6 protein-coding genes are annotated in these 14,519 nt (G+C 55.3%); 2 read left to right on the top strand and 4 right to left on the bottom strand.

Annotated elements, in window-relative coordinates; translation table 11 throughout:
* Positions 1-37 precede the first annotated feature (37 nt).
* Both CRO08_RS01075 and CRO08_RS01080 read right to left on the bottom strand, forming a co-directional pair.
* On the bottom strand, positions 38-1,390 hold the full coding sequence (locus tag CRO08_RS01075) for a S41 family peptidase (protein ID WP_097034717.1): 1,353 nt from the start codon (positions 1,388-1,390) through the stop codon (positions 38-40).
* Positions 1,391-1,432: 42 nt separating this feature from the next.
* The gene (locus CRO08_RS01080) at positions 1,433-2,185 is read right to left on the bottom strand and encodes a leucine-rich repeat domain-containing protein (RefSeq protein WP_097034718.1); all 753 of its coding nucleotides are present in this window, start codon (positions 2,183-2,185) and stop codon (positions 1,433-1,435) included.
* A 270-nt stretch (positions 2,186-2,455) separates the two neighbouring features.
* Here CRO08_RS01080 and CRO08_RS01085 point away from each other — a divergent pair, with 270 nt between their 5' ends.
* The gene (locus CRO08_RS01085; RefSeq protein WP_073113480.1) at positions 2,456-4,348 is read left to right on the top strand and encodes an AIPR family protein; all 1,893 of its coding nucleotides are present in this window, start codon (positions 2,456-2,458) and stop codon (positions 4,346-4,348) included.
* 391 nt (positions 4,349-4,739) lie between these two features.
* Positions 4,740-11,627: a cell surface protein SprA gene (sprA, locus tag CRO08_RS01090; protein WP_255252191.1), complete on the top strand. Its 6,888-nt coding sequence runs from the start codon at positions 4,740-4,742 to the stop codon at positions 11,625-11,627.
* Positions 11,628-11,668: 41 nt separating this feature from the next.
* Here sprA and CRO08_RS01095 read toward each other — a convergent pair whose 3' ends face one another.
* Both CRO08_RS01095 and CRO08_RS01100 read right to left on the bottom strand, forming a co-directional pair.
* Positions 11,669-12,433, bottom strand: coding sequence for a BatE protein (locus CRO08_RS01095; RefSeq protein WP_097035679.1), 765 nt, complete (start codon positions 12,431-12,433; stop codon positions 11,669-11,671).
* Positions 12,434-12,468: 35 nt separating this feature from the next.
* A complete protein-coding gene (locus tag CRO08_RS01100; protein WP_097034720.1) occupies positions 12,469-14,280 on the bottom strand; it encodes a BatD family protein in 1,812 nt (603 codons plus the stop codon).
* Positions 14,281-14,519 lie beyond the last annotated feature (239 nt).

Below are 14,519 nucleotides of genomic sequence, written 5' to 3' on the forward strand. Positions count from 1 at the left end.
TGCGCGAGGCTAGCTTTGCTTGCTGAAGTTTTTTTCTTTACCAAACTACAAAATTTTCGACAAGTGCGCCGCCGGGAATCTCGTATCGGGGCCTTTCGGGCACGATGATTTCCGGTTCGTTGACAACATTTCTAGACATGGAGCCTGCCGCCTTTGCGGGCGCATAGCCGGTCTTTTTCGGGACCCCGCCGAAGTGAACCTCCGCCGCCTCGATGGCACACGCGATGCTCGCGCCGCCTTCACAGCGGTACTGGGGCACGAGCCCCTTCTTGTGGTACGAATTCCCCTTCGGGGTCAAGAACTCGAGCGTCGTTATGGTGGCAAGCCCCCCTGCGGGCGTGCTCCAGGACGATTGGCCGATTCCCTTGCCGTAGGTGGTAATGCCCACGAGCGGGATATCTTCGAGTTCGGTGACCGCGGCTGCAAAAATCTCCGCGCACGATGCGCTCCCGTTATTGGCGAGCAACACGAACTTCCCGCCTTCTCCGGGGTCGCCCGCGGTGGCGTCGTTTTTCGTGTTGTACTCGGTGCGCTTCCCGTCGGGCGAGAACGCGTACCATTTCCGGGAAGAAAGCGTCCCCTGCCTTACGAACAGGTCTGCCATGCGGATACACTGGTCCACGTGCCCGCCGGGGTTGTTCCGGAGGTCGAGAATGCGCGGTGACTTGTCGCCCGTAGAGGATTCCAGGTATTTCTTGAGTTCCCCGTAGGTGCCGTTTTCGCGGTCGTACGTGTCGGGCTTGAACTCGCGGATGTTGATGACCGCATGTCCGCCGACCGTATCCACGAATACCGTCGGGGCGTAGATGGTCTCGCGCTTCATGTCGTAGGTCTTGACCTCCCCGTTGTACTCGATTTCGAGGGAGATGTCCGCGGTATCGTTGAAAACGCTCCTGTAGGTGGAGTAGGCGTCGTCGCCGGTAAGTTCGACCCCGTTTATCGAAATGACGTTGCCGTAGCGGGGGACGCCCGCACGGTCGGCGGGGCTTTCGGGGTACACGCGGTTGATGAACAGCGGATGCTCGAGGCTCACGTCGCGCAAGAACTCCACGCCGATGTCGCCGGTGATGATGCTCGTGTTGCGCGACTCGATGACTGCCTCGCTGTGCGAAGGTTCCGTATAGCGGGTGTACCTGTCGGTAAGCGCGTTGAAGAGTACCTGCACGGAATCGCCCTCTTCGGGTATCGCCGCCAGTTCTTCCCCGTAGAGGTAGGTCTTTTGCAACAGCCAGTAGTTGTATTCGTACTCGCTTGGCGCAGGAGTGCTATCTACAGGCGACAAAAAGTCGCTGCATGCAGCAAGGAACGCTAGTGCAGGCAGTACACATGCAAGGACAATACATCTGTGGATACTCTTTTTATGTGTAATGCAGGACGTGTAATTTCTCATTTCACACTCCTCACTCCACTCTCCACATTGCGCCCCGGGCGCCTACTGATCTACCTTCAGGCCCTTCTTGTTCAGGAGTGCGTGCGGTACGCCTTCTTCCATCGGGTTTTCCACGACGGATACTGTCTCGAGCTTGTCGCACTGGCTGAGCGATTCGGGGAGCGTCGACAGCTGGTTCGCGTCGAGCACGAGTTCGCGGAGTTTCTTGAGGTTTCCGAGTTCGGAGGGCACGCTGCTCAGGCTGTTGCCCGAAACCATGAGAATCTCGAGGTTCGCAAGCTTCCCGAGGGATGCCGGGATGGAGGCGAGTTCGTTGTTGTCGAGGTAGAGCTTCACGAGGCTCTTCATGTCGCCGATGGTCGCGGGGATTTCGGAAAGCATGTTGTCGTGGAGGCTGAGCTTGGTGACCTTTGTCCACTTGCCAATCTCTTTCGGGAGGTCCAGGAGCTGGTTCTTCGCGATGTTCACCGTATTCAGGTTCACGAGGTTCCCGACGCTAGCCGGCAGTTCGGACAGGCTGTTGTAGCCCAGGTAGAGGTGGTTCAGGTTCTTGAGCTCGCCGATGGTCTCGGGGAGCTCCATCAGGTCGTTCTCGCTCACCGAGAGGCTCTTCAGGTTCTTGAGTTTCCCGATTTCGTCGGGTATTTCGACCAGCTTGTTGCGGTCGAGGTTCAGTTCTTCGAGGGAGTCGATTTCGAAAAGCTCGGGCGGGAGGAGCCTGAGTTCCTTCTGGGACAGGTCGAGCGATTTGGCCTTCTCGGCCTTTGCCTTGGCAATAATATCAAGCAGATTCATACGTCACTCCTTGTCGATAGTTTCTCTCCCCTAAATCATAGTATTTTTACCCGATTTTGCGGAAGCGGCGTCGAAAAAAAAGAAAAAAAACGATTTTCTGTACATTTGTTCACTATTTTTTGACGTTTGTAGTGGTGTTTTTACAAAAGATTTGTTATTTTTTTACTCAAATTGTAGTTTTGAAACTATTTTTAGTGTGCGAATTACGATACTGGCATATTATGTAATGTTTTTATATGGTATGCCGCCGGTATAATAGTTGAGGAAAAAATGGAACTAACAAAATCGCAGGAACGCCGTCTGGCATTTGTCGCTAGCCTCCTAAGCTTGAACCCTAACGATCCCAACGACCGAATAAAGGCTCTCCGGCACCTGAACCTGGACGAAAACGGCTGTTTCCACGGCTTCCAGTATTCTCAGGGCTTTATGGAGTTCTTCATATTCCTGGACGAGGATACCCCGCTCGAGAAGGTTGTCGCGCACCTGAATTCCGACCTCAAACTGCTCCAGATTGCCGTTTTCCGCACAAGTGACCCCACGAACCCGTTCTTCCTCTCCCTGCGTGAAGAGGCAGACCCGTGGGACGTGAAGAAGATTTCTGACGGCGACGAGGAGGAAGATGAAGATACTCCGGCAAGCCGCCCGTACATGGAAACGCTCCAGATTACGGTGCTCCGCACCAAGGCTAGCCGCGACCTCACCGACTCTGAACTGGAACGCACCCTCAAGGATATGCGCCGCAAGCTCGGTATCTGGAAGAACGAGGTGAAGGCCAAGCTCGAGATTATCGCCGAGCATGACGACCTTACCCGCGACCTCCGCAGCGCCGACGACAAACTTGAAATCGTGATGGAATCCGAACCGCTCCACCTCACGAGCGACCATGGCGAACTCTTCCTCGGTTTCTGCCCCATCCGCACGATTTTCGATTACCACGTAGCCCTCGGCAAGCGCCTCAAGACAAAGCACAATATGGCCATCGTCTCGAGCAACATCCGTACCTACCTCGGTAACCTCACGCATACGAACGCGGCCCTCATCGACGCCTTCCAGACTATGGAACGTAACGACGACGAGAACGTGAATATCGACGACTTCCCGTTCCTGCACAACGGTATGACCCTCACGGGTGATGACCTGCGCGCCAAGGAACGCGACGGCAAGAAGGTGCTCGTCATCGAACGCCCGAAAATCATTAACGGTGCCCAGTCCCTGTTCACCTACGAAACCTACGCGAAGAAGAGCAAGAAGCCCGTGAACCCGCAGGTGCTCGTGAAGGTCGTGGTGCCGTACCCCGGTGCCGACAACTTCCTGAACCAGGTGACCATGGCCAACAACCGCCAGAACCCGGTGTTCAGTTACCACCTGCGCGCCGCAGACGACCTGCAGTTCTTCATTTGGCAGCGCTACCAGGAAGAAGGCTTCACCTACGTTTACAAGGATGGCGTGCGCCTCAAGGCACGTACCCGTAAGCTCGAAGTCCGCATGCGCCCCGAACTCGCCAAGACTTTGTTCATGATGGACGGCAAGCTCAGCGAATGCCGCTCCAGCGACTGCATTTTCGACAAGGAAACGCTTTACCAGCGTTGCTTCGGTGCGTTCGTGCGCGTCGCCCCGGACAAGGAAAAGGATTTCGTCCGCAAGACTATCGCCTTCACGAAGGCATGGCAGCTCCTTAGCCGCCTCCCGATTAAGATTCGCAAGGTTACCCCGGGCAAGGGCGTGTCTATCGAGGCCAACGACGATAACCCGCTGACCAAGATTACCTGGAATGGCCGCCTGGAAGACAAGTTCATCTTCCGTAGCGCCGTGAAGGACCTGGTGGTGGCTCTCGCGCTCAAGCACTGGCTTGTGTACGGCGACCCGATTCAGGATTTCGAATGGCTTGTCGACAACGAACTCAACTTCAACGAGTCTATCCTCAGGTACGCTTCGAAGATCTACACCGAAGACCTGAAGGGCATTCTCATCAACGAGTTCAAGGACAATCCCGCCTACTACGACACGATTACCACTATCGACAAGGATAGCGGCGAATCCGTGGAACGCCGCCTGTGGAAGGGCTTTGCGAACACCGCCACTTACGACAAGATGATGGATCTCCTGTGCAAGAAGAATCGCTCTTGGGAAAAGTGCCGCGGCGGCATCGAAATGTTCATCTAGTCGCAGGCTAACAGCCCTAAGGATTTAATCCCCGCCCCGGCGGGGATTTTCTTTTTGGCATTCACAGCACCGCAGGTGCCCACGCAAATAATCCGCGTACATAGTGCACAAACATCTTGAACCACAAACATTCGTTTTATGCATGCAATAAACTTTTCGGATAAGAAACAAACGGCTTATAAGTGGAAGGCGTCGGCCAAGGATGGGGAGGGTGCAGGGAGGGGCCCGTGCGGCCTTCGCAACTCTGAGCTGGGGCCCCTCCCGCATGACTTTTAATCCTTAATTTTTTGCAACTTTGAAATTGCAAAGTGAAAATTTGCTAATTTGGCAGAAAATTCACTTTTTAACTGAATTTGGCTCGGCTGAATTCTGTATTTTGTGATTGTTGCTTTTGAAAAGGTTCTTACATAGAACCCGCTCGGGTTTTCTGGCCCTGTGCCTTACGGCATTCGGCATCGCGTGGTCTCAGGAAGATTCTTCCGTGAGCGTTTCCGCGTCTGCAGATGAACCCGAAAATGCGGAAGCGGAAGAGGCTCCGGACCCGGCAGAGACCGAGTGGCAGCCGACCCTCCAGTACTTCCCGCTGCCGGCATCTTCGAATCCGCTGAATAGCCTGCTTCCGTTCGGGGGCGTGGGCGCATCGCCCCGCCTGATGAAGGAAACGAAGGGCCAGGTGTTCGACCACGAAATCAACATGGCGACCCGCGAGCTCGACGTGAGCGAGAAGCGAGTGAACAGCGTGTCGCGAGATACGACTACGCTCTGGACGGCGCACTACCCCGAACTTACCGACTACGTGGCAGACATGTACGACGTGGGCCGCAAGAACCTGTGGCTCAATAGCCTTATCGGCCAGCGCGACGGCGGGTACGAGGCGCCCGAGACGGGCTCGATGTTCGACATCACGATTCCGGTGAACATGCCCGCGTGGATGAAGACCTTCGGGTTCGACAAGCCCAAGCTGATGCTCCAGGGTACCATGAACGTGCGCCTGAAGGGCTATGGCGAGATTGACGATGCGGAAGGCAGTACCAAGACGAGCCTCTGGCCTTCGCCTTCGCTCGATTACGAACCGAGCTTCATGGTGAAGGGCAAGATAGGCCCTTACGTGACGGTCGAGATTAACAACGTGGAAAGCGGGCTTGGCGTGCAGAACCAGGTGCGTGTGGTGTACGAGGAATCGTTCAAGGACGAGTTCGAGGACTACATACTGCAGCGCGTGGAAGCGGGTACCACCTCGCTCTCGCTTTCGGGTACGGAACTTACGGGTTATTCCGAGAACCACCAGGGCCTGTTCGGTATCAAGGCGGACTGGAAACTGGGTGACTGGCGGCTCACGACTATCGCGTCGCAGGATGGTGGAAGCCAGGAGGAATACACCATCAACGCCTCGGAGACGACAACCGAATTCCAGGTGCTCGACAAGCAGTTCGTGTCTTACCGCTACTACTTCTTGAACCACGATGCACGTGACAAGTACGTGAACGCAGCCATTGCGGGCCGCACCACGTCGAGTTACCCGGCGACGGGCCTCAAGCTGTTCAAGAGGAGCGCTCTCAACAACAAGAACGACGTGTGGCGCGATGTCGTGGTCATGTACACTGCCCCGAACGGCAAGACCATCGAGAAGACAGTAGAGCGCATGGTGGAAATCCCTGCGAGCGAGTACTCCTACGACCCCAAGACGGGTATCGTGAAGGTGAACGGCGTGACCCGCTCTACGCTGCTTGCCGCCCTGTGGAGTAACGACGGCACCGGACGTACGGGTACGACCATGAGCCATGGGGCTAAAATCGTGCTTATCCAGTGGGATGCGGAACTTGCCGAACTTACGGACATCGGGAAGCTCATGCTGCGAAACGTGTACGCTATTGGCATTACGGATGCGAGTTCCTCGAATTTTGTGCTCCGCATGAAGAACAAGTCGGGCGTGGCGGGAACGTTCCTCAAGACGCTCGGCGTCGCGGACACGACGACGGGTACGCCCCTCGTGAGCGATGCTACGATTTTCAAGAAGGATGCAAGCGGCAACTACACCGGCGAAATGTGGCTCCCGTGTAAACCGCTTTCGGAGTATTCCGGACCGAACGCTACGGAGCGTGCACGGGCGAACTGCCTGGAACCCTTGCGCAACCTGGATTCTACGAACGTGGTGGCGCAGCTCTACTCGCTCCCGGTCTACAACCTGAGCCGCTACACGAGCCAGTTCTACTTTGAATCGGTGGGCAAGCGCCGCAGTTCCACGATCAGTGTGCGCGACCCGAACTCGAGCTACTCCGTGAGCGGTTCCAGCTGTATGGACATATCGCCGGGTACCGAAAAGCTCACTGCGGGTTCTACCGTGCTTACCCGCGGCACCGACTACGAGGTGAACTACGAGCTCGGCCAGATTGAACTCTTGAGCGAACGCGCGCTTGACCCGAACAAGGAAATCAAGGTCACCTTCGAATGTGAACCGCTGTTCGAGATAGACAACAAACTGTTGCTGGGCGCCCGCGCGGAACTCCCGCTGGAACGCTACGGGTTCGGTACGGGATCGCTCTTTGGCGTTACCGCGCTCTACAAGAGCCAGAGCACTACGGCGAAGACCCCGACGCTCGGTAACGAACCGTTCTCCAGTGTGCTGTGGGGTATGAACCTCCGCCTGCAAGATACGGTGCAGGCCCTGACCGACCTCGTGAACAAGATTCCGGGAATAAACACGGACGCAAAGTCCAGCTGGCGGTTCGAGGCCGAATTCGCGGCGAGCAGGCACAACGCGAACACGAGTGACGATGTCGAGGCTCTGGTGGAAGATTTCGAGACGACGTCGAACGGTCTCACGTACCCGCTCTCGAGGCTTTCTTGGTACCATGCTTCTCCTCCGGGCGGTTCGGATGCAGATGTCTCGACATACATAGAGAACCTGGACTACAAGCACCAGGGCGAGTTCATCTGGCACAGCAACAATACGGAACTGTACAAGTACATCTACCCGAATGTCGGCAACTCCGATGTCGACAACCAGCACCTGACCGTCCTCAAGATGACTCTCCGTGCAAACGACAACCTGGTGGGCAACTCCTGGGGCGGCATCATGCGCCCGAATAGCGCCTACTACCAGGACCTGAGCGAGATGAAGTATATCGAGGTGGTGGCGCGCGGTAACGTGGGCTCGCTGTTCCTCGATTTGGGCCAGGTGAGCGAAGATGTTTCCATCAACGGCTTTGCGCCGAACGGCGAGTACGATGGCGAAAACGACCTGGGCTCGACGACTGCGCTCCATGACAGGGGCCTGGACGGCAAGACGGGCGACGAGGAAGAACGCCAGGTCTGGGATTGTCGCATTGCCGGGTGTATCTCCTCGGTAAAGAATTCGACGAACTCCGGCCCCACGACGGATATCGCGCTTGATAACTTCAATGATGACCTGGACGATGACAGTGACCCGCCGGTAACCATCAACGGAACCGAGAACAACTCCGGTGAACGTACGTACGATACCGAAGACATCAACAAGAACGGTTCGCTTGATACCGACATCAACTTCGTGCGTTACCGCATTGACCTTTCGGATACGAACGAGGCCCATTTCGAAAAGTTGAAGAACGGATGGCGCAAGTGGCGCATTCCGCTGAACCAGTACGATACGGTTGTGTCTTCTGCGGGTAGCGACTACAAGTCTATCCTTGCGCAGTCGCTCTTTACCAGGCTCTGGATGGGCAAGCTTAATCCGGGCGTGGCCGAGGCGAAGGTGCAGATTGTTGGCCTTGCCGTGGTGGGGAATGCCTGGGAAGAAACGACTGTTGCCGACTTCTACAAGACATCTTCGACCGAGAATTCGCAGATTGTTAGCGTGAACGGGATTGAAACTTCCGTTTCGGAATCGGTGGGCACGACCGATACCACCTACGTGAAGGTCTCTACCATCAATAGCCGCGAAAACGCGAATACGTATTTCAAGAGTCCGAACACCAAGACGGAACGCGATTCCGAGACGAACGCCCCCCTGAAGGAAACTGCGCTGGTACTTGACTACCAGAACATGAACCCTGGCCAGGAAGTGGGCGTGACGCGCATATTCGAGACCGACAAGAAGGACCTATCGTCGTACAAGTCGCTCAAGATGGAAATTCACTACGTGACGAAGGCGAAGACGTCGAAGGCTCCGGTGCGTTTCGCGTTGCAGTTCGGTTCCGGCTCGCTTGAGGGCTCGAACGATTACTATGAATGGAGCTTCCGTCCGGTAATGTACGATAGCACATCGTGCGAACGCGAGCAGGATTGCCACGAGCAGAACTGGCTTGCGAACGCCTTCGCGATGAACGTTTCCGACTTCTCGGATTTGAAGCAGGGACGCCGCCCGCCGTTCGTGGAACCTGTCGTGAAGGAACTTGGCGGCGATCGTGAAGAACGGCTGAGGCTGGTGGGTAATCCGGCCGTGACGAGCGTCGACTGGATGCGCTTCGTGATTATCGCGGATTCGAGCGCCTCGGCGGAAGACCTCGAGGGAACCTTCTGGATCGATGACCTGCGCCTTTCGGACATGGATACTGAATGGGGCTATGCGGCCCGTACATCTGCGCAGGTGAACTTTGCCGACTTCCTTTCTGTTTCGGGTGCGGTGCGTTACCAGGACGGAGCCTTCGCGACACTTTCTACTTCGGGCGGTTCTCCGAAGCCCAAGCTTTCTCAGGCCGCATCGCAGCTCGATGTTTCGGGCGATATTACGCTTAGCCTGAACAAGTTCCTTGCCGATAGTCTCGGGTTCCATATCCCGATGAGCCTCGGTTACAGGAGTACGACCAAGCGCCCCTACATGAAGCCTTCCGATGACCTGACGCTTGACCGCAGCAGCTTTAGCGAACTCACGAAGGACATGTTCCAGAACGAACTCGCCGTGACGAAGGACAAGAAGGAACAGGAACTCCGTGACGACGCTCAGTCGAAGGGCTACCAGTCCTACACCCGTGAAAAGAACTTCAGCATCAGCTATAGCAAGAGCTACAAGGCGGCCGATTCCAAGGTGGGCGAGGCGCTTTCGCAGATATTCCTGGAACGCCCGGCGGCGAGCTATTCTTACCGCCAGTCCGAGGGCCGCGCGACGACCGCATCGGATTCCACGTATTCTTACCATACGGTGCTCGAGTACAAGCTGGGTACGTTCAGCCTCTTCAAGTTCAAACCGTTCGAATCCCTCGCGAAGTCCGAAAACAGCTTCCTGAAGGCTCTCGCGAAGACGGAATTCGAACCGTGGCCGCAGACGTTCGACGTGACATTGTTCGACTTCAACTACGTGCGCTATGTGAACCAGGTGCGCGACCCCGACTACGTGGAACCGCAGGTGGACAAGGTGGTGACCTACACGGCGGACTTGAACCACAAGCTGAATATGCGCTGGAACATCCTTTCGTTCCTGTCTACGAGTTACTCCCTGAACATCAAGCGTGACATGTACGGAGGCGGTGACCGCGAAGGATTCGTGAAGGAAAACTTCTTCAGCCCCGACGAAGGCGGGCTCTTTGCGAGCGGCTACGTGTTTGACTACGACCATACCGACAGGAAGGTGTATGTTTCCCGCGACAGTCTCGTGATTATCCCGACCGATACTATTGCGAAGAAAGATGCAAATGGGCAGCCGATGGCAATCGACATGTCGAACCCGGATTCCTACGAAATTCGCTATGACTCCACCACGTTCTACAAGGTGGATAGCGTGGGTACCCGCGAGTACGGCAAGTCCTACGGCATATTGAGGAACGAACGTTCCCGCACGCAGCAGTTCAAGATAAACTTTAACCCGCGCCTGGTGCCGTTCCTGCCGTTCAACATGGGGTACACCTCTGACTTTAACCAGCAGAAGACCATTCCCGACAACTTTGACTTTATGGACCAGAACAATCTCGAGAAGAACTACTGGACCATATCGCAGACAAACCGCTTCGAGTTCAGCCCGACCTTCAAGATTGTCGACTTCCTGAAACTCTTCGGCAAGGAATCGAAGGCCGTGAGCGCGGTGGAAAAAATCAAGTGGCGTGAAATACGGTTCAACTGGACCGCGAGTACCAACACGCTGGGCGAGAACTTCACGCTGGCACAACTGTACGAGCAGCAGGGCGTGACTCCCTTCCAGTACTACCTCTACGGTCTCGGTATCGGCAACGGCTACCGCAATCGCGGGCTCTGGAACATTGTTTCAGGCGACATGGGGCTTACCTCCCGCGGAGATTTCGAAAAGTTCGGGCAGTACCGCAACAGGGATGTTGATACGCTTGTTTACCAGGGCAACTTCCGCCATGCGGTATCGCGCAGCTTCCAGATTGGTACGGGCATCACGCTCCCCATCTGGGATATTGGCCTTACCGGTGATTTGCAGTGGAAGGAAGATTTCGCGCAGTCCCGTGAATACCCGCTGTACATCGACACCACAACGGTGTGGCCCAAGATTGGCGTGGGTGTGACAATCCCGAACTTTGCCCAGCGCGTATCGTTCCTGAATACTTTCAAGAGCGTGAGCACAATCCACAGGTTCGATTTCACGAAGACGACGAGCGTGAAGCCCTTCCAGAGCGCGGAAGATTCCTGGTCGTACCAGATTAACTTCAACCCGCTGGTGCGCGCTACGTTCCTGTTGCAGAACAACCTGAAGATTGAGAACAGCGTGCGCATGAAGATAGAGACTACGGATAGGCGCCCGAAGGAAGAGGTTATCGGGCTCCCGTGCTGGCCCGACTCGCTCGGTAACATCGCCGACACTACGGACTACTTCTGGAATACGCCCTGGATATACACGGCGCTTTACAACGACTTTGCGTTCAATATCGGCGATGACTTTACCATATCGTACCCGCTCAAGCTAAAGCGCGGGTTCCAGCTGTGGAAATGGTACTTCAAGCTCGACAACAACGTGGACCTGAAACTCACTGCGGGCTACGACTACAACAAGACCATCCGTAAGGAATACACGCCTGCAAACAAGGATTACAACATGTGGAACAAGGAGAGCGGTACGGACGGTGTGTTTAGGGAATGGAAGTTCGATTCTGAAGACCTCTCGGCGTACAACATGACGGACAACCCGACCGCATATAACCCCGAGCTGAAACTGACTGACCGCACGGTGCCTTCACGTACGCACGAGTGGTTTATCCGCCCGAGTGCAAGCTACCAGTTCAACAAGATGGCGTCGATGAGCAGCTACATTGAGTACAGGCAGATTCACGAGAAACTCGATGACGAAACCCCGCACCTGCGCCAGATCCTGCAGTTCGAAATCGCACTCCTCCTGAGATTCAATTAACTTGAAGTTTATTCGCATACGCTGAGCGTATGCGCGAGGACTTACTTTATAATCCCCACTTCGCTGAGCTTTACGAAGCCCTTGATCTTTTCGCCGAGGCGAATCTCTGCGAAGTTGCCCTGCACAGAAATAACCTCGAAGCTCGTGCCTTCGGAAAGTGTGTTGAGCGTTTGTGACTTGTCGCTCGGTGCGCTTGTCACGTCGGCATCGGCTGCAGTCACCACGCCGGTAATTTCGGTCTCGAGGACAATTACCTTGTAGGCGGCACTCGCCCCGATGATGCAGAAGACCGTCGTGAGCGCGAATACGATTCCCGTACAGATATTCTTGCGGGTCTCTCCGATAACAAGCTTGCGGGCGATAAGCACGAGCGTGATAATCCAGAAGAGGGCGAGCAGCGTGAAAAGTTGCGCCTTGAGGGAAAGAGCGTGGTGCGCCTTGAATAGCCCGGTGAGGATGGGATTTTCTTCCTCGTCTTCTTCCACCTTGTCGCGGGTCATGGCCTGCGCGAACTTGAGGTTGTGCATTATGTCGTCATCGGTGGCGCGGAGCCGGAGCGCCATCTTGTAGTAGTAAATCGAGAACCCGAGTTTGCCGTTACGGAAGTAGGCGTTTCCGAGATTGTAGTAGAGGTCGGCGTCTTCCATGCCGTTGTCGACGCAGGTGCGCCATTCGTCAATGGCTCGCTCGAAATCGCTCTCGTTGTACGTCTTGGCGCCGGCCTCGATGCCCGCGCACTTTTCGGTAGCAAATGCCGAACCGAAAGCCACTGCGATTGCAAATAAGATAAGCAAAACTTTTTTCATAAATCCGTCATCCATTATCCATCATCAATTATCAATTAAATATCCAGCTCTTCGCAAAGTTTTTCGACGTCGTCGAGCATCTGTTTCTGTTCTTCGGCGGAGGGATTCACCGGGGCGAACCGCGCGAACGCGCATTTTTCGAGCCAGCTGTCGATGGCCGCAATCGTCTCTGCGTTCATGCCGAGCCTTGCGAGTTCTTCCTTCATCTGCGGGCGGGTCATGCCCTTGAATTCCAGGTTCGTCTTGTCGCTCAGGTAGTCAATAAGCCCGTTTTCGAGCGCCGCATAGAGAGCCTTCGCGTCTCCCTTCTGGAGGGCCGCGCGTGCATTTGCGAACCGTGCCTTGAGCATCTTGTTTGCCTTGCCCTTGCGCACGAGGGCTGCATCGCTGTTGTGCTTGCGGCGCCTGCGGATTGCAAATGTTACGAGTACGTAGAACGGGATTGCCGCGAAGAATATGGTCCAGAAAATGGCGTTCCTGTGCGGGTGCGATGAACCTGCGTTCTTGCCGACCGCATGGATGAACCGAATGTCGTTACCGAGCGATTCGATTTCCTGCTTCTGCACGGCTGCGGGGCCGCTTGCGGCGACGGGGTTCTGGAAAACAGCCTCGGGAGCGTTTTCACCCTTCTCCACGTGGATATTCCAGGGGCCCGCCTTTGCGGTCTCGTACTTCTTCTTTGCGGGGTTGAACCAGCTGTAGGTAATCTCGGGTACGGTAAAGTCCCCCTTCTTTTTGGGGTAGAGGAACACCTTGATGCTCTTGCTGGTAGTGACCTTGCTGCCCACGACCTTCTTGCTGATATTGTTTTCGGGAGGTACGGAGCGGAAGTCGCTGAAGTCGGGGAACTTCGGGTCGGTAATGGTGCCGGGCGTTCCGTCGCCCTTGATGTCTACGGAGAGTGTGAGCGCTTCGCCCACCTTCACGTCGGTGCGGTCAAAGTCGGCGCTGAAGCTGTAGTTGCCCACCATCCCGCTGAAGTCCGCGGGCTTGCCTTCGGTGGGGAGCGGCTTTACGGTAATGTTTATTGCCGGTGTCTGGGTTTCGGCTTCGACGGATTCCTGCTGGATGCTCTGCGAATGGAATGACATGCCGCCCATCTGCTTTTTCTCTTCGACAATTTTCGGTTCGCCGCGCTTGGTGTACTTGAACTTGAACGGAGGAATTTGCAGATTGCCGCTCTTGGTGGGGCTAAGCCATGCGAATTTGGCGCTTGCCTGCATTTCGCGGCGGCTGCCTTCCACGGGTTCAAATTTTAGGTTCGAGAGGTCGCTACGGTGCACGATGAAGTCGTTGCCCGTATTCATGTCTGTCGCCTGCAGGTTGCCCTCGAAATGCTCGTAGGTGTGGAGCCCGAGCGTTACGTAGAACTGTTCGCCTTCATAGATGGTCTTCTTGCTTGCGGTAAGCGATACGCCGAGTGCATCGTCGGTATAGGCACGCTGGATGTTGATGGGAATGTCGCCCGAGATGGGTTGTTTTTGCCCTTCAAATTCGATTAGGACCTTGCCGATGTTCAGGCGCCCTGTCTTTTTGGGGGCCCTTAGCTTGAAGGTGTAAATGCGGGCCTTGTAGGCGCCGCGGCTTCCGCCTCCCCAGAAGGAATTGAACATTTCTTCCATGCTGGGGCGCATCACCTGGTCTGTACTGTCCATGCCCAGGAACGTGAATCCGTTCTGCGTGTCGATGGAAAAACCGCTCCTGTTTTCGGGCAAATCGCTTAACGGGTATACAAGCTGCAGTCCAAAGGTCTTGCCCGCTTCTACGCGCTCCCTGTCGAGTTGCAGGGAAGGCCGCGCGGACGCTCCGAGGGCGAGGGCAAGGCATATGAGTAGAATTCGTTTCATACCGCCAAAAATACCAATTTTTCGGGTAGAAAACCAAAATGAGGGTGCCGGATGCGGGGTATAGGGGCGGGGGGAGCCAGTTTTTGCCTGAAATCGGAGAAAAAAGTTTTTCTTATATAATTTTTTCCCTTGACGCGTTAGTAAATTTTTGTTAATTTTGGCCCGTCGTTACGAAAATCACATAAAAACGACGATAAAACGCAAAAATAAAGGATAAAAAGTCAATATGTACTGCATTC

The sequence above is a fragment of the Fibrobacter sp. UWT3 genome, from assembly GCF_900230125.1.
Classification (GTDB): Bacteria; Fibrobacterota; Fibrobacteria; order Fibrobacterales; family Fibrobacteraceae; genus Fibrobacter.